This is a genomic window from Roseateles sp. GW835-FHT13E02, from assembly GCF_058794035.1.
Map to the genome: position 1 here is coordinate 14255 of NZ_JBXAGJ010000020.1, position 21405 is coordinate 35659.

The 21405-nt window shown below is 63.2% G+C and carries 13 protein-coding genes; 4 read left to right on the forward strand and 9 right to left on the reverse strand.

Annotation, left to right across the window (positions count from 1 at the left end):
• Positions 1 to 15: 15 nt before the first annotated feature.
• The 6 genes from AC1Q6P_RS18275 to AC1Q6P_RS18300 all read right to left on the reverse strand — a co-directional run bounded on the left by AC1Q6P_RS18275 (position 16) and on the right by AC1Q6P_RS18300 (position 6823).
• A complete protein-coding gene (locus AC1Q6P_RS18275; protein ID WP_492665435.1) occupies positions 16 to 1194 on the reverse strand; it encodes a sensor histidine kinase in 1179 nt (392 codons plus the stop codon).
• The gene (locus tag AC1Q6P_RS18280; protein WP_492703281.1) at positions 1191 to 2354 is read right to left on the reverse strand and encodes a sensor histidine kinase; all 1164 of its coding nucleotides are present in this window, start codon (positions 2352 to 2354) and stop codon (positions 1191 to 1193) included. The genes AC1Q6P_RS18275 and AC1Q6P_RS18280 overlap by 4 nt, the downstream gene beginning before the upstream one ends.
• Positions 2355 to 2374: 20 nt before the next feature.
• Positions 2375 to 3508, reverse strand: coding sequence for a histidine kinase (locus AC1Q6P_RS18285; protein WP_492665433.1), 1134 nt, complete (start codon positions 3506 to 3508; stop codon positions 2375 to 2377).
• On the reverse strand, positions 3505 to 4650 hold the full coding sequence (locus tag AC1Q6P_RS18290; protein ID WP_492665432.1) for a sensor histidine kinase: 1146 nt from the start codon (positions 4648 to 4650) through the stop codon (positions 3505 to 3507). Before AC1Q6P_RS18290 ends, AC1Q6P_RS18285 begins: the two co-directional genes overlap by 4 nt.
• 99 nt (positions 4651 to 4749) lie before the next feature.
• Positions 4750 to 5505, reverse strand: coding sequence for a class II glutamine amidotransferase (locus AC1Q6P_RS18295; RefSeq protein ID WP_171827212.1), 756 nt, complete (start codon positions 5503 to 5505; stop codon positions 4750 to 4752).
• Positions 5506 to 5596: 91 nt separating this feature from the next.
• The gene (locus AC1Q6P_RS18300; RefSeq protein WP_492665431.1) at positions 5597 to 6823 is read right to left on the reverse strand and encodes an NAD(P)/FAD-dependent oxidoreductase; all 1227 of its coding nucleotides are present in this window, start codon (positions 6821 to 6823) and stop codon (positions 5597 to 5599) included.
• A 576-nt stretch (positions 6824 to 7399) separates the two neighbouring features.
• Between AC1Q6P_RS18300 and AC1Q6P_RS18305 the strand changes: the two genes are divergently transcribed.
• Complete coding sequence (locus tag AC1Q6P_RS18305; RefSeq protein WP_492665430.1) at positions 7400 to 10543, forward strand: TonB-dependent receptor; 3144 nt, start codon at positions 7400 to 7402, stop codon at positions 10541 to 10543.
• Between the two features lie 405 nt (positions 10544 to 10948).
• Positions 10949 to 14035 (forward strand): TonB-dependent receptor, encoded by a 3087-nt coding sequence (locus AC1Q6P_RS18310; protein WP_492665429.1) that lies wholly within the window; start codon positions 10949 to 10951, stop codon positions 14033 to 14035.
• A gap of 341 nt (positions 14036 to 14376) precedes the next feature.
• Here AC1Q6P_RS18310 and AC1Q6P_RS18315 read toward each other — a convergent pair whose 3' ends face one another.
• A complete protein-coding gene (locus tag AC1Q6P_RS18315; protein WP_492665428.1) occupies positions 14377 to 16599 on the reverse strand; it encodes a malate synthase G in 2223 nt (740 codons plus the stop codon).
• Here AC1Q6P_RS18315 and AC1Q6P_RS18320 point away from each other — a divergent pair.
• The gene (locus AC1Q6P_RS18320) at positions 16598 to 16768 is read left to right on the forward strand and encodes a hypothetical protein (RefSeq protein WP_271007995.1); all 171 of its coding nucleotides are present in this window, start codon (positions 16598 to 16600) and stop codon (positions 16766 to 16768) included. The two genes, AC1Q6P_RS18315 and AC1Q6P_RS18320, sit on opposite strands and share 2 nt — an antisense overlap.
• Positions 16769 to 16821: 53 nt before the next feature.
• On the opposite strand, the gene AC1Q6P_RS18325 is transcribed toward AC1Q6P_RS18320, so the two are convergent.
• Complete coding sequence (locus tag AC1Q6P_RS18325) at positions 16822 to 19620, reverse strand: TonB-dependent receptor plug domain-containing protein (protein ID WP_492703283.1); 2799 nt, start codon at positions 19618 to 19620, stop codon at positions 16822 to 16824.
• A gap of 283 nt (positions 19621 to 19903) precedes the next feature.
• On the opposite strand from AC1Q6P_RS18325, the gene AC1Q6P_RS18330 reads away from it, so the two are divergent.
• A complete protein-coding gene (locus AC1Q6P_RS18330; RefSeq protein WP_492665426.1) occupies positions 19904 to 20815 on the forward strand; it encodes a LysR family transcriptional regulator in 912 nt (303 codons plus the stop codon).
• A 99-nt stretch (positions 20816 to 20914) separates the two neighbouring features.
• On the opposite strand, the gene AC1Q6P_RS18335 is transcribed toward AC1Q6P_RS18330, so the two are convergent.
• On the reverse strand, positions 20915 to 21316 hold the full coding sequence (locus AC1Q6P_RS18335; protein ID WP_492665425.1) for a hypothetical protein: 402 nt from the start codon (positions 21314 to 21316) through the stop codon (positions 20915 to 20917).
• Positions 21317 to 21405: the final 89 nt, after the last annotated feature.

Below are 21405 nucleotides of genomic sequence, written 5' to 3' on the forward strand. Positions count from 1 at the left end.
CCTCGCAGGGTTTCATCAGGTTCGTGATTGAGCTTCGGGCGGTGACGTGCGCACCCAGACCTGCGCCCGACAGCCCCCCTCGTTGCGGTGGCTCAGGCTCAGCTCGGCCTGGTCGCCAAAGGCTTGCCACAGGCGCAGGCGGCTGTTCTGCAGGCCCAGGCTGGCCTGGGCGTCGCGCAGCATGGCGGCCGGGTCCAGCGGTGGCAGCTGCAAGAGCGCCTCCGAGGGCCCGGGGCCATCGTCCAGCACCTCGACACACAAGCCGCCCTCGGCCGGCAGGTAGGCGCGCAGCTGCAGCTCGCCGCCGCTGAGCTGGGGCTGCACCCCATGCTCGACGGCATTCTCCACCAGGGTCAGCAGCACGCCGGGCGGCAGCTGGGCGGTGGCGGCATCGGGCGCGATGTCGAGCACAAAGCGCAGGCGCCCGCCCAGGCGGGCCTGCATCACCTCAAGGTAGCGGCGCACGGCCTCGGCCTCTTCGCCGACCGAGAGCAGGGGCCGGTCAAACAGGGGCAAGGTGGCCCGCAGGTAGGAGGTGAGCGACTGCAGCAGCGGCGCGGCACGATCGTCCTTGACCGCCACCCAATGCTGCAGCGAGGCCAAGGAGTTAAAGAGAAAGTGCGGCTGGATCTGCGCGCTGCTGAGGCGCTGGGCCAGCTCCAGCTTCTGCTCGCGCAGGGCTTCGTCGTGCAGCCAATCGGCCATGAACTCGTTGCGCCACATGGCCAGAGCCCAGGTGGCCATCGAGTAGAAAAAACCGATGGCGCAGCCGCGGATCAGGATTTCGTGGTTCCAGCGGTCCTGCATCCAGTGCTCGGGCATGACGGCGATCAAGAAGCCCAGCGCCGCACCGAGCGGAAAGGCGCTCAGCCCATAGGCCCGGAACAGACGCTTCTGTGTCGGGCGGCGCCACAGATCGGCAGCGATCCACAGTGTCAGCAAGCCCATCAGCAGGGTGCCGGCAAAGACCATCTGCGCCGCCGCCAGTGGCAACTCCAGGGATGCGGCCACGGCAAGTGTCAGCACATTGATCCAGGCAGCCACCTTGATGGTGGGCGAGATGCCCTGCAGACGATCCAGGCGCTGCCATTGCTCGGGCGTGAAATGGTGCCGCGGCCCCGTCAAGAACACCAGGCGCCAATCCACCTCGCGGAAGAACGCGCGCCAAGTCCCGAAGGTCTGTTTCAAACTCATGATGCGGCCGCCTCCTGCGTCGGCCAGGGCAGCAGCAGCTCGGCAATGCAGCCACCCGGCTCCTCGGCATTGCGCAGGCTCAGCCGGGCCGCCTCGCCGTAAGTCTGCGCCAGGCGCAAACGGGAATTGCTCAAACCCACGCCACGGCCGGCGGGCGCGGGCGCAGCCGGCAGCTCAGGCAGGCCCGGACCGTCGTCAATGACACGCAGACACAGCGTTTGATCCTGACGCTCGGCCTCGATGCACAGAAGAGCAGCGCCAAGCTTGGGCACCACGCCGTGCTCGATGGCGTTCTCTACCAGGGTCAGCATGAGCGCCGGCGGCAGCTGCACCGAAGCCACCGCCTCGGGCACCTCGATCTGCACCTGCAGGCGCTGGCCCAGGCGCACCTGCATCACGGCCAGGTACTGGCGCACGGCCTCCAGCTCTTCACCCAGGCTGAGCAGCTGGCGGTTGAACAAAGGCAAGGTGGCGCGCAAGTAAGCAGTCAGGGCATCCAAAAGAATGGCGGCACGCTCGTCACGGCTGCGCACCCAGTGCTGCAGCGAAGCCAGGGAATTGAACAAGAAATGCGGCTGGATCTGGGCGCTGCTGAGCTGCTGCGCCAGGGCCAAGGCCTGCTGCTGCTGCTCGTGCTCGCGCAGCCAGCCGGCCAACATCTCGTTGCGAGCCATGGCCAGCACCCAGATGCCGGCCACGCCCAGCAAGACCAGAACCAGAGCCAACTGTCCGGCTTCTTCCTTGCCGATGCTCTCCTCGAGGCGCATGGCGCCGGAAAACATGCCCATCAGAAACGTGCTGACGAAGGCCATCACGCAGACCCAGACATAGCCCAGATACAGCGTGCGCATGGTCGGCCGACGCCACAGGCGGGCGGCCTGCCAGAGCAGAGCCAGCGCCATCAAGAAACCGACCACAAAGCCCCCCAGCTGCAGCGGCGGCGGCATCTGCCAAGCGGCCAGCACGCCCAGCAGCAGCGCGTTGAGCCAGGCACAGAGCTTGACGCTGGCGGTGATGGCCGAACGTTGATCGAGCAAGGCCCACTGCGCCTCACTGAACTTGTGGCGCGGGCCGAGCATGAACACCACATGCCAGTCCAGCGCCTTCGCATCGTCCCAGGCCTGTTGCAAGCGCGCTTTCAAACGGCGTGTCATTCCCATCGGTGGTCTTGTTTCATCCATCACGCCGGCGCCCCGGGCGGCATGGCCATGGCCAAAGGCAGGCGCAGCGTGGCGACGCAGCCGCCGGTCTCGGCGGAGTTTTCCAGGCTCAGGCTGGCCTCGTCGCCAAAGCTCTGGGCCAGGCGCAGGCGCGAATTGCTCAGGCCCACGCCGCGCCCGGCACGCGCGGGCGGCAGTTGCTCGGGCAGGCCGGGGCCGTCGTCGATGACGCGCAGGTACAGCGTTGGGCCTTGCTGCTCGGCCTCGATGCGCAGGAACGCGGCGCCGAGCTTGGGCACCACGCCATGCTCGATGGCGTTCTCCACCAAGGTCAGCAGCAGTGCCGGCGGCAGCTGCACGGCACGCAGCGCCTCGGGCACCTCGATGTCCACCTGCAGCCGCGCACCCAGGCGCGCCTGCATCACGGCCAGGTACTGGCGCACGGCCTCCAGCTCTTCGCCCAGGCTGAGCTGGCGGCGGTTGAACAGGGGCAGGGTGGCGCGCAAATAAGCCGTCAGCGCATCCAGCAAGGGCGCCGCGCGCGCATCGCCCTGGTGCACCCAATGCTGCAGCGAAGCCAGGGAGTTGAAGAGGAAGTGCGGCTGGATTTGCGCCTGCGCCAGCTGCGCCTGGGCGGCCAGGGCCAGCTCTCGCTCGGCCAGCTCGCGCTGGCGAGCTAGGATCTGGTGGCGGCGGTAGATGGACACAAAGCTCACACCGCCCATGACCGTCACGCCCAGGCCCATGAAGACCAGGCGCAGCCACTCGGCCTCATCGGCCGATGCACCGTGGCGTATGACCAGGGCCACCAGCACCATGCCAACCGCGCCGGACAAAGAGCTGCGAAACACGCGCGAGCTGCTGGGCCAGGCCCAGACCCAGCGTGCCAGCCACGCAAAGCCCAGGCCGGCACAGGCCAGCATGAACAAAAGCAGGGCACGGCCCTGCAGGCTGTGCAGCGCCCCCACCGAGCTGAGGGCCAGCACGGTCGCCGTGAAACCAATCGGCCACCAGAGGGCGAGTCCACGCAGCGGCGGCAGGCCCAGGCGACGGATGCCGGCCTCGTCGGGCAGGCGCTCCGCCGCCGCTTCACAAGGCATGAAGCGCCCGCGCACGCGACGCCAAGCCCTCAGCCACAGCTCGGACGGGCTCATGCGGCGGGCACTCCCGCGGCCGCGGCCCAAGGAATCTGCACCTGCGCGAGTGCGCCCGGCGCGCGGGGCAGCAGGCTCAGGCGCGCCTGCTCGCCATGCAGCTGACGCAGGCGATCGCGGGAATTGCTGAGACCCAGGCGCTCGACCGGCTCGACCGAGTTCAGGCCCATGCCATCGTCCTCCACCTCCAGCATCACCTGCTGATCCTGGCGCCAGGCGCGCACGACCACGCGGCCGCCGCGCAGGGCGGGCTCGATGCCATGGCCGATGGCGTTCTCGGCCAGGGTCAGCAGCAGGCCCGGCGGCACCAATACCTCGTCCAGGCCGGGCTCGATCTCCAGCGCCCAGCGCAGGCGCTCGCCCAGGCGCGCCTGCATCACCTCCAGATAGCTGCGCACGATCTGCAGCTCTTCGGCCAGGCTGAGGCTCTCACGCTCGAACATGGGCAGGGTGGCCCGCAGGTACTGGGTGAAGGCGCGCAAGGTGCTGCCGGCGCGTGGGTCCTGCGTGTCCACCCAGTGCTGCACCGAAGCCAGGGTGTTGAACAGGAAATGCGGCTGCATCTGCGCCGAGGCCAGACGGCGGGCCAGCTTGAGCGCATGGGCCTGCTCGTCGAGTTCGCGCAGGCGCGCTTCAATTTGCTGCGCCCGCATGACGGTGAGAAACAGGAAAGAGGTGTAGGTGACCAGGAAGGCCGACATGCCGAACATGGCCAAGAACGTCACGGCCTCGCGGTGCGCCTTGAGTCTGGCGATCAACTCGGGCGAGGCCAGCTCGGGGTGCGAGATCGGCAGGGTGGCCAGCACGAAGGCCAGCACCGCGGCATAGCTGATGAGGTTCAGGCGCCGCCGGCTGGGCCGGCGCCACAGGGTGCGCGCCAGTCCCAGCACCAGAGCCAGGACGGCGAGCACGCCGGCACTGATCCAGCCCGCCCATTGACGCGGCAACTCCGGAACATTGATGGCCAGCAGCACCAGCACATTGCTGAGCACATACAGATCGATCGACACCGGCCAGGGCTGCCGGCCGGCACGCGCCAGCTCCTCCTCGCTGAAGACGCGACGCGGACCGGGCCAGACCCATTGGGTCCAGTCCAGCGCGAGATGGGCGGGGTGATCCCGGGATGACGGCGCTTGCTGCATGGGCGGCAGTCTAGGCGAGGCCGAACGGCGAGGCCGGGCTCAGGCGGCGAATGGCAGGATCCTGCGGCGAATGGCGGGCGGCCCGAGGGCGGCGACGGATCAAGTGAGCAGCTCGCCGCCCACAAAGACCTTGAGCTCGCCGGGCTGGAAGGCCACCCAGGGCTCGTCGCGGGTGAGCGGCTGGGTGGCGATCATGGCCACGCGGTCCTGCTCGGTGGTCTGGGGCGCAAAATCGACACTCAGGTCTTCATCCTGCAAATGCACGCGGCCAAAGGGATGGCGGCGCAGCAGGTAGTGCAGGTGGGTGGAGCCATGGGCCCAGAGCGCCTGGCCATTGGACAGCAGCATGTTGAAGGTGCCATAGGCGTTCAACTGCGGCATCAGCTCGGCCAGAGTCAGGCTCAGCTCGGCAATGCTGGGCACGGTGCAGTGGGCCTTGGCCAGCTCCTGCATCAGCCAGCAAAAGGCCAGCTCGCTGTCGGTCTGGCCCACGGGGCGGAAGGCGGCATGCAGGCGCGGCTGGAAATCCTTGAGGTTGCCGTTGTGGGCGAAGACCCAGTAGCGGCCCCAAAGCTCGCGCACGAAAGGATGGGTGTTCTCCAGCGAGACCTGGCCTTGCGTCGCCTTGCGGATATGGGCAATGACGTTGTCGCTGCGGATCGGGTAGCGCTGCACCAGCTCGGCCAGGGGCGAGACGCGCGCGCTGTGGTGGTCGACAAAATGGCGCAGGCCGCGGCCTTCGAAAAAGGCGATGCCGAAGCCGTCCTTGTGCTCATCGGCGCGGTTGGCCAGGCCGGTGAAGCTGAACATCACATCGGTCGGCACATTGGCATTCATGCCCAGCAGTTGACACATGGCGCGAATCCCGGGGCCGCGCGGGCGGCCCATCCTGGCTTGGGTTGAGGAAAAAAGAAGGGGACTAAAACCGGAAGCCGAGCGCCCGACCTCACTCGAGGAACAGGCGCTTGAAACCTCTCAGGCTGATCAGATTGCCCGGGTTGCTGGTTTCATTCAAGACCCCGCTCATGCGTTGCACCAGGCGCGGGCTGCGTTTAGCGCGCCAGATCAGAAGATCGACCAGCCAGGGGTGGGCGTTGACACGGTTGGCCCGCTCGTACAGATCGAACTTGGGCTTGAGCGCGCGCAGGCTTTCCTCGTAGGCCGCACGGACCTGGGCATCCTGCCAATCGCGGCTGCGGCCCAGCAGCACGGCGTCGGCCGCCAGCATGCCGGTCTCCATGGCCTTGCCAATGCCTTCACCGGTGAAGGAGTAGGTGCTGCCGGCCGCTTCGCCGGTGACCAGCAAGCCCGGGCGGCTCCAGCGCGCGCCGTTGAGGGTGCAGCGCAGCGGCGCGCCCTTGAGCTCGCCCACCAATTCACCCTCGCGCATCAGCTCGGCGGCCGGTGGGTAGTGGGCGACGAAGGCGTCGAAGATGGCGCGCAGATTGAGCTCTTTCTTCTCGCCCTTGCCGCCGACGGCCTTGTGGCTGTCGGTCACACCGACGCCGATGTTGAAGCAACCATCGGGCGCCGGGAAGATCCAGCCATAGCCCGGGCGCACCGACTCATGCCAGACCACATCCATGGCCTTGATGCGCCCCACCATCGAGGGTGCGCGCACATAACCGCGCAGAGCCACGCCACTGGGTGTGTGGCGCTCGCACAGGCCGGCCGCGGTCAAGGCCTTGGGCACGGCACCGGTGGCCAGAATCACCCAGTCCGCGCGAATCTCGTGCAACTGATCGCCGATCTTGAGCCGCGCCCCGCAGACCCGGCCCTGCTCATCCTCCAGCGGCGCCTCGAAGCGCGCCGGCGCCAGAAAGCGCGAGCCCGCGTCCTGCGCCGCCTGGCACAGCATTTCATCGAGCTCACGCCGAGGCAGCACCGCCAGCGTGCCGGGCACCTCGATGCGCCCGCCGCGCGGCCCAATGCATGCCACATGCTGCACCGGCTGGGCCCGCGCCATCACCTGATCCAACAGCCCCAGTCGCTTGAGCGCCGCATGGCTGTCCGGAATCAAGCCATCCCCGCAAATCTTGTCCCGCCCCTGCGGCTGCTGGTCCACCAGCACCACGTCCAAGCCGGCTTGCGCCAGCACCCGCGCGCAGGCACTGCCGGCGGGGCCGGCGCCGATGATGAGGGTGGAGCAATTGGAGGGGGGGGTGGCAAACATGGATGGCGGACGCAAGCCAGGCGGACATCCAGCACCGGTGCGAGTCTGAGAAGAGGTCGGGAGCGCATTCTAGTCAGCAGGCATGCACAAGAGGCGCGGGGCTCATGGGCCGAGCGGCGCATTCGACGCGTACACCAGATCACTGGGCCTTGAGCGTGCCAATCGTCAAGCCGATCTGTTGCTAGGCCTCGTTTCAAGCGGCAAATGGCGCTGACAAGGGTCCCCCTCGACGCCCCATGCGTGTCGACTCGTTGCCGTAGTTCCACACGTGCGAACCCTAGTGCCGCGCCCTCAAGGGCGTGCGCATCGACGCCCCATTCGACAAAACACCTTGCTTTTCAACAACTTACGAAAGGCACACAAAAACCGCATGGCATTTGGTGCCGATTGCCATGCGTCCTCAAGGACTTCCCCTAGTCAGCGATTTCACGCCCGAATCAACAATCGCCCGGCGCATTTGCCTTTGTAGCGTTCCGGCCACCAAAAGAACCGGAGCTTCCGGACGAGATGTTCTTTACCAAAGAAGTGAGGGCTTTCATGTCGAATCGAAATCAATCCATGTCTATGAATCTATTCGTGAAGCGATCCGCCGTTGCGGCCGCTGTCAGTCTGCTCGTTGCGACCGGAACGGTCTACGCGCAGTCCAACGCGACCGGCAGCATCTACGGGAGCATCCAAGTCTCCCCAGGCTCAACCGTCGTGATCGAAAACCCGGCGACCGGCTTCCGTCGTGTCACGACACCGGATTCGACCGGCCGCATTCAAGTGACCAACTTGCCTGTTGGTACCTACAAAGTGACCTTGATGCGCGATGGCAAGGCCATCCAAACGCGCGAAGGCATTCAGGTGCAGATCGGCCAGGGCGCTGAAGTCAATTTCGGTCAGCAGCTCGAAACCGTGACGGTTTCGGGCACGCGCAAGCTGCTGGACGTGACCAATGCTGACAGTGGCGCCAGCTTCACCGCCAAGCAACTCGACGCACTGCCGACCGCTCGCAACCTCGGCGCCATCATTGCCCTGGCGCCGAACACCACCCACGCTGACCCTCGCTACCCCGGCGGCGCCAGCATCGGCGGCGGCGCGGCATCGGAAAACTCTTACTACATCAACGGATTCCCGGTGACGAATCCGCTGAACCAGCTGGGCTCTTCGGAATTGCCATTTGGCGCCATTGAACAAGCTCAGATTTTGAATGGCGGTTTCGGTGCTGAGTTCGGCCGCTCCATCGGCGGCGTGGTCAACGTCATCACCAAGAGCGGCTCCAACAACTGGGAGTACGGCGCCCAAGCCAGCTTCTCGCCCGCCAGCTTCCGCAACGCACCGGTCAATCGCTATTACGGCAATGCGGGCGTTGCTGCTACCGACGGCAAGCTGCGCCTGCTGCGCGAAAAGAACACCCTGAGCGAAACTCAGTTGGGTGCCTATGTCGGCGGCCCGCTGATCAAGGATCGCTTGTTCATGTTCGTGTCTGCGGAACAGCGCACGGTCAAGTCCGGCAATATGGACGCGACCAACGGGAACACCTCGGTTCCTGCGGCCGCCGCTACCAGCGGATGGAACGATGACAAGACCATCACGACCCGCGTGATGGGCAAGTTCGACTTCAACATCACCGATGGCCATCGCCTCGACCTGACCCTGATTGGCGACACCCCCAAGTTGACCCGGACCGTTTCCGGCGTCAACGCTGTCACGGGAGAACGCAACGGGAAGATTGACCACGTTGAGAAGTGGAAGAACGACGAAGACGGCTTGACCGCCTCGGGCGCCAATGTCCAGATCCTGCGCTATGTCGGTGAACTGACCGACAATCTGACCGTGACGGCACTTGCCGGCCAAAGCAGCACGCGTCGCGAAGCTTCCACCAGCGGGATCAACACCCAAGTTCCCAACGTTGGCTTCGAGAACGGCGTCAGCTCTCAAGCACCTGGCGTTAGCTACCCCCAGCTGAACACCTTCACGGGCCAGCTCTACCCCGCGAACAACGAAGACAAGGTCAAGGGCTTCCGACTGGATGTCGAGTACAAGCTCGGCAAGCACACGATCAAGGTGGGTCTGGACGACAACAAGATGTCCACGCTCAATGGCGGCAAGGAAGCGCCCCCGGGAGGCCGTAGCATCACCTACTCCGGCGCACTGGATGCTGCCGCGATCGCCAACAAAGAGCTGATCCTTTCCCAGTCCGGCGGCACCAAGCTCTGGATCGGCAACCCCGCCAACGGCGCTCTCGCTGCCAAGGGCTTCTATGGCGTTGAGAACGTCAATTCGACCACCAGCAGCGCGTACTCCAACCAGACCGCACAGTACATCGAAGACAAGTGGGCCGTGACCAAGGGCCTGCAACTGACCTTCGGCCTGCGTCGCGAAACCTACGAGAACTTGAACTCGGACAAAGTTGCCTTCCTGAAGATCAAGGATCAGCTGAATCCTCGCTTCTCGGCAGTTTGGGACGTGTCGGGGGACTCCTCCACCAAGGTGTTTGGTAGCGCTGGCCGCTACTCCATCCAGATCCCGACTTTGATCGCCTTGCGCGGTGCCAACGGCTCGACCAACACCACCCAGGTCTTCACCTACACCGGCGTGGACGCGAACGGCATGCCTACAGGTCGTATTGACCAAGCCAAGGCCTATTCGTCCAACAGCGAGTACGGTCAACCGAAGGATCCTCGCAGCGTGGCGGCCATCGACATGAAGCCGGCCTACCAAGACGAAATCATCCTGGGTATCGAACGGGCTCTCAGCAAGAGCTTGACGGGTGGTGTGAAGTTCACCCACCGCACCATGAAGTCGACGATCGACGACACTTGCGACGCTCGCCCCTTCAGCAAGTACGTCAAGGACAACCCGCAACTGGACGCCAAGCCCTGGCGCGATTTCATCGCCCTGGCTGATGCCGGCGACGGCGATGCTCACGCCCCTTGGAGCTGCGCTTCGTTCAATCCAGGCCGGTCGAACACCTTCGACATGAACTTCAATGGCGACGGCAAGACCTACACCCGTGTGACCTTCTCACCAGAAGAGATGGGCTACGGCAGCGTCAAGCCCAAGCGCACCTACACCGCCTTCGACTTCTTCCTGGAGCATCCGTTCCGCGACGGCTGGTACGGCAAGATGACCTACACCTACTCGAAGAGCAAGGGCAATACAGAGGGTCAAACCCTGTCTGACCGCGCTCAACGCGACGTGTCGGCCACCATGACCTGGGATCACCCCGAACTCATGCAGTACGGCGAAGGCTATCTGCCCAATGATCGTCGCCATCAGATCAAGGCCTATGGCTTCTATGAAGTGACCTCGGCAGTCCAACTGGGCGGCACGTTCACCTACGAGTCCGGCCGTCCCCGTAGCTGCCTGGGCACCTACCAAGGCAAGCATGAAGGCCTGCCAACCGCCTGGAACAACCCCAACTGGTGGGCCGCGGGTAACAACTACGGCTCGAACTACCACTACTGCTTCGGCAAGCCAGCCCCGCGCGGTGCTGTGGGCCGCTTGGCTGAGAACTCGCGCCTCAACCTGAGCGCAACGTTTAAGCCCAGCATGGTTCCTGGCCTGGCTCTGACCGGTGAAGTGCTGAACGTGTTCAACAACCAGGCCGTTTTGGCGGTTGAAGAGCGCGGTGAAACCAACGGTGGTGGCAAGCGCAACATCTATGAAATGCCGGTCGGCAACGCCGCTCCGCGCAGCATGCGCTTGACGGTGACCTACAACAAGCCGTTCTAAGGCGCTTGATTCAACGGGTACCTTGACGCGTCAAGGTACTTGATGAAAGCGATCCCGGCCCGCTGGTGCAAACCAGTGGGCCGCTTCATTTCTGAGCGACTGAATTCACCTTCGAATCCAAACAAGACTGTTGCAGTCATGCCACCCCAGACGCTCATCAGCAGTATCAGTCGGCCACCGAAACCGGCCGACCCTCAAGCCAAAAACCCAATTGAATCAAACTGTTACGACTGACAGCTCACCCGACTGATTGACATCCATTGTGACGAATGACACCTGCCATTAGGCATACCCCTAGGGGCGACCAGCGCCCACACAAGGAAACTCAGCTCGGGCCATTTGCTGACCACGCGCTCGCGGGAATGCACTGGCCGACTCCATGCATTCAACAAACAGAGGGCATCAATGGGAACTAGCAATCGAACAGGCGCGATCCGCCTGACCTCCAGAACGGCCATCGCCGTCGCCACCAGCCTGCTCATGGCTTCCGTTGCCATGGCACAGAGCTCAGAAGGCTCGCTGTCCGGCTCTGCCAAGGCAGAAGCGACCATCACCGTCGTCAACGTTGAAACGGGACAGACTCGAACCGTCAAGGCAGACAAGTCCGGCAACTTTGCCCTGACCAAGATGGTCCCGGGCAAGTACAAAGTGACAACCGAGGGTATCAGCAAGGATGTTTTCGTGGCTGTCGGCACCACGTCCTCCGTTTCCCTACAGGCAGAGACATTGGAGCGCATCGACATCAAGGGCTCGCGCGTCCGCACGATCGACATGTCGAGCACGGAAACAAACTCGGTGTTCACAGCTGAGTCGATTCGTGAACTGCCTGTCGCGCGTAACCCGAATGCCATTTCACTGCTGGCTCCAGGTGTGGTGAAGGGCGACCCAGGCATGGGCACTGGTGACCTCCCCTCCTTTGGCGGCGCATCGGTTGGTGAGAATGGGTACTACATCAATGGTTTTGATGTGACCAACATCCGCAACTTCCTGTCCTATGCAGAACTGCCGTTCGACGCAGTCGGACAACAGCAGGTTAAGGCGGGTGGCTATGGAGCCGAGTACGGCCGCTCGCTGGGCGGGGTGGTTTCCATCGTGACCAAGCGTGGCACCAACGAGTGGAAGGGTGGCGCCTCGGCCTACTGGACTCCCTCGGAGTTCCGCAGCAAGGGCAAGAATGTTGTCAATCTCGACAAGGACACCATCGACACCCAAACGAAGCTGCCTGCGTACACCGTCTTCGGTCAAGACAGCATTTACGACCGACTGAACTACAACGCCTACATCGGCGGACCGGTGATCAAGGACAAGCTGTTCGTGTTCGCCCTGGTCGAAGGTCGTCACAACCGTGACGAGACCTTTGGACAGACTCGCAGCACCATCATCCGTGACAGCCGTCCCCGCGGCCTCCTCAAAGTTGACTTTCAGCCCAACGACAGTCATTCGTTTGAATTGACTGCGATTGACAATAAGCGCGAGCGCAGCTTCGTAGATTACGAACGCGACAAGGCCGGAAGCTCATTGATGAGCGGGGTGTCCGATGCGCAACGAGCCAAGTACTGGTACGCGACGGAACATGCCGGTGTCGCAGGTCAAAGCGAAGAAGCTTCCGGTGGCACCGTGGCCATTGGCAAGTACACGGGCTATCTGACTGACTCCCTGACCGTTTCAGCGCTTGCTGGTCGGGTCAAGAACCAACAGCCCTTGGTGCTTGGTAGCCGACAAGACGGCGCAGATTGCCCGACGGTTTACAACGTCGGCGCCACCAAGGCGCTGGGCTGCTGGAACGGCATTTTCCCTGGCGCCCCCGGTCGTGATCCGAAGGCTCCGGCGACTGATGACGACATCCGCACCTCTTGGCGTCTGGATCTTGAGTACTCGATCGGCAGCCATGTGATCCGCGGCGGCCTCGACAATCAAAAGTTCACTTCCAGTCAAGCCGGCGGCTCGTCCTACTCCGGCGGTGCGTACTGGCGGTATTTTGTGTCAACAGGCACTGTCAACGGCGTCGCCGTTCCTGCCGGCACACCCGTCGTTCGCAAGCGCACCTATCTGTCCACATCCGGAACCTTCGAAGTCGAAAACAAGGCCTGGTATCTGGAAGACAGCTGGCAAGCTACGAAGAATTTGCTCGTGTACGGCGGCGTGCGAGGCGAGTCCTTTGACAACCGCAATGGCGATGGCGTGAGTTTCGTGAAGGCAGACAATCTGCTGGCCCCGCGCGCAGGCTTCTCGCTGAATGCGCTGGGCGATGGTTCGACCAAGGTGTACGGCTCGTTTGGTCGCTACTACATTCCGGTGGCTTCGAACTCAAACATCCGCATGACGCGCGCTGAAGGTAGTTCAGAGTCCTGGTACACCTACAACGGCATGGATCCCGTCACCGCAGCGCCACAGAACGTCACCCAAGTGGGCACCGTGACAGGCGGAGAGAACTTCGCACTGCCTGATCCTGCTACCGTGGCTGACACCAAACTGCGGCCGATGAACCAGGATGAGTGGATTCTGGGTATTCAGCGTGCTCTCAGCAAAGACTGGACCGTCGGCGCCAAGTTCGTCAATCGGAAGATCAATGATGGCATGGACGATTTCTGCGGTGCCTACGCGATCAAGAACTGGGCTGTTGCCAATGGCTACCCCAGTTACAAGGCTACCGATGTAGCGTCTTGCATCTTGCTGAACCCTGGCCGCGATGTGTCCCTGAAGGTAGACGTCAAGAACGATGGCGTGTTGAAGGAAGTGACCATACCGGCTTCCTACTTTGGCTTGGAGCCTTACAAGCGCACGTACAAGGCTCTTGAGCTGACGCTGGAGCACCCGTTTGATGGCACCTGGGGTGGCAACTTTAGCTACGTCTGGTCGAGATCCAAGGGCAGCGCTGAAGGCTATGTCCAGTCCACCCTGCAGCAAGAAGACGCCGGTATCACTCAGGACTTTGACTTCGGCTCATTCAGCCACGGCTCCAGCGGCTACCTGCCGAATGACCGAACTCATGTCTTCAAGTTCTTTGGCAACTACGCTGTGGCGGAATCCTTCAAGGTCGGCGCAACAGCCATCATCTCCTCGGGTCGCCCAAAGAGCTGCATTGGCTTTGTCCCGAAAACAGTGGCGGACTTCAATAAGGTCGATGGTCACAGCGGCTCAGGGGACTACACCAGCGCATCCAGCTACTACTGCCTGGATGACAACGGCAAAACCCAGCTGACCCAACGTGGTGCAGCAGGTCGCACACCTTGGACCGGTCAGTTGGACTTGCAGTTCTCGTTCACACCGAAGACAAATCATGGTCGCCTCACGCTGCAAGCCAACGTCTTCAATGTTCTGAACTCGCAAAAAGCCGTTCGCCTGAATGAAGTCCGCGATTTCAGCCGTGCAGACACCAACGCACAGTGGGCCACGCCTCCTGCTCCCGGCAAGCTGAACCCGAACTACGATCAACCGCAAAACTTCCAGTCGCCGCGGTCAATTCAGTTCAGCGCACGCTACGAGTTCTAAAAGCGTCCCCCCAGGGCAAAGGCCCGCTCGCTAGGCGAGCGGGCCTTTTTTGTTGCAACAAGCTCCAGCGCGACGCTACGCACACGGAGAAGCTGACGAGCACTGTATGCCCGTGAATCGCGCTGCATACGACCTCGATCCACAAGCTAACCTGTCGCCATACCTTCGGCTTCGGATTTTCCTGATTCGGACGCTGGGGCGAAGAGGGGATTGACGGCGGTTGATTCGGGCCAAAAGCTCGCGCCATGCAAGCGGCGCGCAACGATCAAGTCTCGAGCAAAAAAAACGGGCCCACAGGCCCGCTCTGTTCGTTCACGGCCTCAGGAGGGGCCGGCGGTCCGTCAGACTGAACCCGCCTTGACCTTCAAACGCCAGGCATGGAGCAGGGGCTCGGTGTAGCCGCTCGGCTGCTCCAGCCCCTTGAACACCAGGTCAAGCGCAGCGCGGTAGGCTGCCGAGGTTTCGAAATGGCCGGCCATGGGCTGGTAGGCCGCATCGCCCGCATTCTGACCGTCCACCACCGCCGCCATGCGCTGGAAGGTCTCGTGCACCTGGGCGGCATGGGTCACGCCGTGGTGCAGCCAGTTGGCGATGTGCTGGCTGGAAATGCGCAGGGTGGCGCGGTCTTCCATCAGGCCGATGTTGTGGATATCCGGCACCTTGGAGCAACCCACACCCTGGTCCACCCAGCGCACCACATAACCCAGGATGCCCTGGGCGTTGTTGTCCAACTCCTGCTGGATCTCGGCTGCGCTCCAGCTCACCTGCTCGACCACCGGGATCTGCAGCAGGCGGTCCAGGATGGCGTCACGCTCGGCGTCGGCGTCGATCTGCTGCAGCTCCTGCTGCACCGCCTGCACATGAACCTGGTGGTAATGCAGGGCATGCAAGGTGGCGGCGGTCGGCGAGGGCACCCAGGCGGTGTTGGCGCCGGCCTTGGGGTGGGCGATTTTTTGCTCCAGCATGGCGGCCATCAGGTCGGGCATGGCCCACATGCCCTTGCCGATCTGGGCCCGACCGCGCAGGCCGCAGCCCAGGCCGGTCAGCACATTGCTGCGCTCGTAGGCCTGGATCCAGGCGCTGGTCTTCATGTCGCCCTTGCGGAACATGGGTCCGGCCAGCATGGCGGTGTGCATCTCGTCGCCGGTGCGGTCGAGGAAGCCGGTGTTGATGAAGGCCACACGGCTGGCCGCTGCGGCGATGCAGGCCTTGAGGTTGACGCTGGTGCGACGCTCTTCGTCCATGATGCCCAGCTTCACCGTGCTGTCCGGCAGGCCCAGCATCTGCTCGACGCGGGCGAACAGCTCTGCCGCAAATGCCACCTCGGCCGGGCCGTGCATCTTGGGTTTGACGATGTAGATGGAGCCAGCGCGCGAGTTGCGGATGGCGCGGCCCGCCTCGCCCTTCAAATCGTGCAGAGCGATCGTGGTCGTGACGACGGCATCCATGATGCCTTCAGGAATCTCGCGGGTTTGACCCTGCGCGTCCGTGTAGAGAATCGCCGGGTTGCTCATCAGGTGGCCGACATTGCGCACAAACATCAGCGAGCGGCCGTGCAGACTCAGCGCGCCGCCTTCGGGCGCGGTGTAGACACGGTCGGGGTTGAGACGGCGGGTGAGGGTCCTGCCGCCCTTGCTCAGCGTTTCGGTCAGCGTGCCTTGCAAGATGCCCAGCCAGTTGCCGTAGGCCAGCACCTTGTCCTCGGCGTCGACCACGGCCACCGAGTCCTCCAGGTCGAGGATGGTGGACAACGCCGCCTCCAGCACCACATCGCTGATGCCGGCCGCATCGCTGGCGCCGATGGCTGTGCTGCGATCGATCTGCACATCCAGATGCAGGCCGTTGTGGCGCAGCAGCACCGAACTGGGCGCCGCGGCCTCCCCTTGATAACCCACAAACTGCGCGGGGTCGACCAAGCCGGTGCTGGCGCCACCGATCAAGCCGACCACCAGACGGCCAGCTTCCACGCGGTAGCTGTTCGCCTGGGTGTGCGTAGCGCCGGCCAGGGGTGCGGCCTGGTCCAGCACACGGCGAGCATAGGCAATCACCTGGGCACCGCGCACCGGGTTGTAAGCCCCCGCACGCTCGGCATCGCCGGCTTCAGGAATGGCATCGGTGCCGTAGAGCGCGTCATACAAGGAGCCCCAACGCGCATTGGCGGCATTGAGGGCATAACGCGCATTCAGGATCGGCACCACCAGCTGCGGGCCGGCCTGCAGCGCCAGCTCGGCGTCCACATTTGCGGTGCTCACCTGCACCGCGCCGGGCGGCGGCACCAGGTAGCCGATCTCTTCCAAAAATGCCCGGTAGGCCGCCATGTCGCGGATCGGTCCCGGATGCTTGCGGTGCCAATCGTCCAACGCCGCCTGCAAGCGGTCCCGCTCGGCCAGCAAAGCCTGGTTCTTGGGTGCCAAGTCCCGGACGATGGCGTCGAAACCCGTCCAGAAGCGCTCGCTGCTGAGACCCGTGCCGGGCAAGACCCGGTCTTCGATGAATCGAAACAACTCGGTCGCGACCTGAAGGCCGTGAACCGCCGTGCGTGCTGGGGTGTGGGGGGCGTTCATGAAAGAGTTCCTCGGCAAGACAGTGAAACGGGATGCTCGGCAATTTAGCCGCAAAGGGCTGCTCGATTCGAACCCGGAAATTTATGAATTACTTGAGATATTTGCAGGAATACAGATGAAATTCAAAGTGAATCGGCATGAAAAAACCCGGGCCAAGCCCGGGTTTTGAAGTGGGTTCGAAGGCTGCCCACAGACAGCCCGCAAACCAGCGCAGGGTTCAGATCAGAACTTGTAGTCCATAGTGACCTTCACAGCGCGCGGACGCAGCACAAAGCCGTCACGCAGGCTGATCGGTGCCGGCTCGTCGAACAGGTTCTGCACGTTCAGGCCCAGGTTCAGGTTCTTGAAGCCGCTGTAACGCACGCTCAGGTCGGTACGCAGATCGCGCTGCTGGATGCAAGGGTAAGTGCCGGTGGGGTTCAGGCGCTTACGGCAAGCAGCTTCGCCCCAGTTGGCTTCATCGGTCTCGTCGTTGTTGAGCGCGCGAGCCGTGGTGTAGTTGAAGCGCAGGCCTGCACCCCAGGGACCGTTGCTCCAAGCGGCACTGAACACGGCACGCACACGCGGCTCATTGCGCAGGCCAACACGGTTCGGGCGGTACTCGTTGGCTTCGATGTCCCACTCCTTGGCCGTCAGGGCGTAAGTCGTGGTCAGTCCCAGGTTCAGGTTGCCCAGTTCACCCAGACCGATGCGACCCTTGACGTCCAGGTCAATGCCCGAGCGCTCAGTCTTGCCGAAGTTCTCATACTGCAGCAACAAGGTGGTCAAGTCGCCGGCAGCCCAGCTGATCTTGGCCGTAGGATCAAGCTCGTTGGCACGAGCCGCGCGGGCCAGGTCGGTGCCGCTGACGGGCGCACGGGCAATCATGCTGTCATAGCCCGCTTGGCCTTCGCGGGCCAGGACGTAGTCAGGATCACGGTTGGCGATCTCATTGCGACGTTCGATCTTGTAGTAGTCCACAGCGATCGACAGGTCCTTGACCGGATCGAACACAAAACCAAAGGTCATGCTCTTGGACAGCTCAGGCTTGATGCCGGGGTTGGCCGAGATCATGGCGGGGATGGACACCAAACAGCCCGAATTGAAGGCGGCGGTGGCATCGGCCTTGTCGTTGTCGTTGCCCTTCTTCAAGATGTCGCGGATCTTGGTGGCCGTCTCGCAACGCTTGGGGTCCACCATGCTGTTGTAGAAACCGGTCAAGCCCACCTTGCCCATGGCTTCAGGGATGTTGGGGGCGCGGAAACCACCAGCCACCGTGCCGCGAACCTTGAAGTTGTCGGCCACCAGATAGGTCAGACCCAACTTGGGAGACAGGCGGCTGTCTGAGCCCGATGCCTTGTCAAAGCGGGCTGCCACGTTGGCTTGCAAGCCTTTGGCCAAAGGCGCTTCGATTTCAGCGAAGGCCGAGCCCAGCTTGCGGCTGCCTTCCACCCAGACTGAACCGTTGTTGATGATCTCAGCGTTCAGCAGATTCTGGCCCGACTTGACCAGCACACTTTCCGCGCGGTACTCGACACCGAAGGCGCCCATCATCATGCCGGCCGGCAGCTTGTAGAGCTCGCCGCTGACCTTGGCATCGATGAAGTTCTGGTGGTTCTCACCCTTCAGCTCGGTCTTACGGAACATCTTGTTCAGCAGATCGGCACTGTTGCTGCCGGCGATCTTGTACTCACCGCTGTTGATCGCGTTGATGAAGTCCACGCGATGTGCGCCGATGCCTTCCTTCGTGCCATCAGCACCCACACGACCGATGGTGGTTTCCCAATCCCAACCGGCAGTCGAGCCCTTGACGCCGGCCAACACGCGGTACTGGCTGGCGTCACCGGGGATGTCCCAGTTCATGCCAGGATCCATGAAGCGGTACTCCAAGCCGGCCACATCACCGGTGGTGTTGGCCGGGTTGTTGGCCGCCAGCACGGGCTTGGGCACGATCTGGATCTTTTTGGCATTGCCGTCAAACCAGCGGAAAGGCGTGGCCGGTGCGTTGATGGCGAATGGCAGGGACAAGTATTCGGTCTTGGTCTTCGAATAGCTGGCTTCCGCGAAAGCTTCCAGGTCGTTGTTCAATGCCAGGCGGCCGCTGACGAAGGCATTGACGCGCGAAGCCGGGTCATAGGTCTGGTTCAGGCCGTTGATATCCATCACGCAAGCACCGGCGGCGTTCTTGTTGGTACAAGCAGCCGTCGGCACACGAGGATTGCCCGAAGCCTGGACGAAGGAACCGCCGACCAGCTTGCCCTTGATCAGGTTGCCAGGGTAAGAGTTCAGGCTCGGGTCGCCAAACGCAGGGTTGACGATTTCCTTGTGCCACGGAGCGAAGGAGGGCCGCACGTCGGCGATGGTGTAACCCTCGCGCTTGTACACCTCGATATTGCCCAGGACATTGAACTTGTCCTTGTTCAGATCACCGAAACCGGCAACCACGGCGGCCGTCGCCTGCTTCTGCAGCTTCGGCTCCACGCCGGTTTGGTAGGAGGCGCTGATGCCAATACCGTTGTACTCGTTGCGGGTGATGATGTTGATCACACCGGCCATGGCGTCGGAACCGTAGACGGCGGAGGCACCGTCCTTCAGGATTTCGATGCGCTCGATCACGTCAGCGGGGATGGCGTCCACGTTGACGAAGTTTTCCTTGGCGCCATCGGCCAGGGCGTAGTACGCCACGCGGCGGCCGTTCAACAGCACCAGGGTCGCGCCCTTGCCCAGGCCGCGCAGGGACACGCCCGATGCGCCCGCAGCAAAACTGTTCGAATTGCCGTTGTCCACCAGTTCGGAAGTCGAGGTGGCAGTGATGGTGTCCAGCACCTGGCGCACGGTGTTGGCGCCGGTCTGCTTGATTTCGGTGCGGCTGTACACCTGCACCGGCGAGGCGGTTTCAGCCGAAACACGCTTGATGTTCGAACCCGTCACTTCCACGCGTTCCAGGCGCTCCGACGGGGCCTGCGTTTGTGCTTGAGCCGAGACGGCCACCATGGCCAAAACAGCCGCGCTCACGGCGCTGAACTTGCAATTCCTCAACATGTCGTTTCCTATGCTTTGTGGCTTTTGAAACAAGGGAGCCAGACGCTGGCTTGTGGTCCGTGCCGTCTGGCGTAACAAAAGTGAACAAAGTCTAGGAAGGCCCTCTAGAGCCAAAAGTAAGGGTTCTCCACGGTATGTATAACCCTAGCAACGACTTGGTCGTCATATCGCCCACTCGTTAATCAAATTTTTTGATCTATTACTTTTGACATGATTCACCCACAAAGAAGCAATAAAGGCATAAATAACCTTATTACAACTTTAGAAGTCACAATCTAGCGTCATGGACCGCCTCAAACAGATCGAATCCTTCGTTTCCGTCGCCACCAAGGGAAGCCTGACGGCAGCGGCGCAGCTGGAGGGGGTGGCGCCGGCCGTGATGGGGCGTCGCATTGATGCGCTGGAGGCCCGGCTGGGGGTGAAGCTGCTGCTGCGCACCACGCGGCGGCTGAGCCTGACGCATGAGGGCAGCGCGTTTCTGGAGGACTGCCAGCGCCTGCTGGCCGAGTTCAACAGCGCTGAAGCCAGTGTCAGCGCGGGCGGGGTCAAGGCCAGCGGGCACTTGCGCATCACAGCGCCGGCCGGCTTCGGCCGCCGTCATGTGGCACCGCTGCTGCCGGAGTTCCTGGCCAGTCACCCAGACGTGAGCGTGTCGCTCAACCTCAGCGACCGGGTGGTGGACATCGCGGCCGAAGGCTTTGACTGCGCCGTGCGGGTCGGCGATCTGCCTGATTCCAGCCTGATCAGCGTGCGTCTGGCCGACAACCGACGCCTTTGCGTCGCCACCCCGGCCTATCTGAAACGCGCCGGCGTGCCCCAACATCCCTCGGAGCTGGGCCGGCATGCCTGCCTGACCTTGAGCTCGGATGCCAGCCAGACCCGTGGCTGGGCCTTTGCCATCGACGGCACGGTGCAGCATCTGCGGCCCAATGGCCGACTCGATTGCAGCGACGGCCAGGTCCTGCATGACTGGTGCCTGGCCGGCCAGGGCCTGGCCTGGCGCAGCACCTGGGAGGTCGAGGGTGACATCGCCGCCGGCCGCCTGGTCAGCGTGCTCGATGATTTCGCCGCGCCGCCCAACGGCATCTACGCCTTGTTCCCGCAGGCCAAGCACCTGCCGCTGCGGGTGCGCTTGTGGATCGACTTCCTCAAGGCGAACTACGGCCGGCCGGACTATTGGGGCCGGCAGGCCTGAACCCCATCACCCATCACCCATCACCCGCCACACCACACCGGGCCAAAAGAAAACCCCGGGCGGCAGGGGTGCTCCCCGGGGTTGGGCAGGCGAGTCGGCTTACTTGGCAGCCGCAGCGTCCGCCACACACTTCTTGGTGAAGCTGGTCTTGGCGGCACCGGCCAGCTTCTTCTCGGCGGCCTTGGCCTCGCAGCTGGCTTGCGCGTCGTTGGCCGCCGGTGCAGCGGCAGCGCTGGGGCCGCCGTCGGCATTGCACTTCTTCAGGAAGCTGTTCTTGGCCGCGCCGGCCAGCTTTTTCTCGGCGGCGGCGGCGTCGCAAGCGGCATTGCCTGCAGCGGCGGCCGGGTTGTCGGCATTGCACTTCTTCAGGAAGCTGGTCTTCGCAGCACCGGCGAGCTTCTTCTCGGTCGCCTGGGCATCGCAGCTGGCCGCAGCCTGGGCGAAACCGGCCACCGCGCAGAGCGTCAGGGCCAGCAGGGATTTCAGCGTCGTCGTCTTCATGTGCAAATGTCCTTCAAAGGCGTCAAAGAAAGGGGGCAGGGTCAGAGGCAAGATCGCGTGGCATCCGCTCGAACTTGATTCCAGCACGG

Bases quoted from the DNA above. Each gene is read 5' to 3' on its own strand.
- AC1Q6P_RS18275 (WP_492665435.1), bottom strand. From the start codon at position 1,194: ATGAGTTTGAAACAGACCTTCGGGACTTGGCGCGCGTTCTTCCGCGAG.
- AC1Q6P_RS18280 (WP_492703281.1), bottom strand. From the start codon at position 2,354: ATGGGAATGACACGCCGTTTGAAAGCGCGCTTGCAACAGGCCTGGGAC.
- AC1Q6P_RS18285 (WP_492665433.1), bottom strand. From the start codon at position 3,508: ATGAGCCCGTCCGAGCTGTGGCTGAGGGCTTGGCGTCGCGTGCGCGGG.
- AC1Q6P_RS18290 (WP_492665432.1), bottom strand. From the start codon at position 4,650: ATGCAGCAAGCGCCGTCATCCCGGGATCACCCCGCCCATCTCGCGCTG.
- AC1Q6P_RS18295 (WP_171827212.1), bottom strand. From the start codon at position 5,505: ATGTGTCAACTGCTGGGCATGAATGCCAATGTGCCGACCGATGTGATG.
- AC1Q6P_RS18300 (WP_492665431.1), bottom strand. From the start codon at position 6,823: ATGTTTGCCACCCCCCCCTCCAATTGCTCCACCCTCATCATCGGCGCC.
- AC1Q6P_RS18310 (WP_492665429.1), top strand. From the start codon at position 10,949: ATGGGAACTAGCAATCGAACAGGCGCGATCCGCCTGACCTCCAGAACG.
- AC1Q6P_RS18320 (WP_271007995.1), top strand. From the start codon at position 16,598: ATGAAAGAGTTCCTCGGCAAGACAGTGAAACGGGATGCTCGGCAATTT.
- AC1Q6P_RS18315 (WP_492665428.1), bottom strand. From the start codon at position 16,599: ATGAACGCCCCCCACACCCCAGCACGCACGGCGGTTCACGGCCTTCAG.
- AC1Q6P_RS18325 (WP_492703283.1), bottom strand. From the start codon at position 19,620: ATGTTGAGGAATTGCAAGTTCAGCGCCGTGAGCGCGGCTGTTTTGGCC.
- AC1Q6P_RS18330 (WP_492665426.1), top strand. From the start codon at position 19,904: ATGGACCGCCTCAAACAGATCGAATCCTTCGTTTCCGTCGCCACCAAG.
- AC1Q6P_RS18335 (WP_492665425.1), bottom strand. From the start codon at position 21,316: ATGAAGACGACGACGCTGAAATCCCTGCTGGCCCTGACGCTCTGCGCG.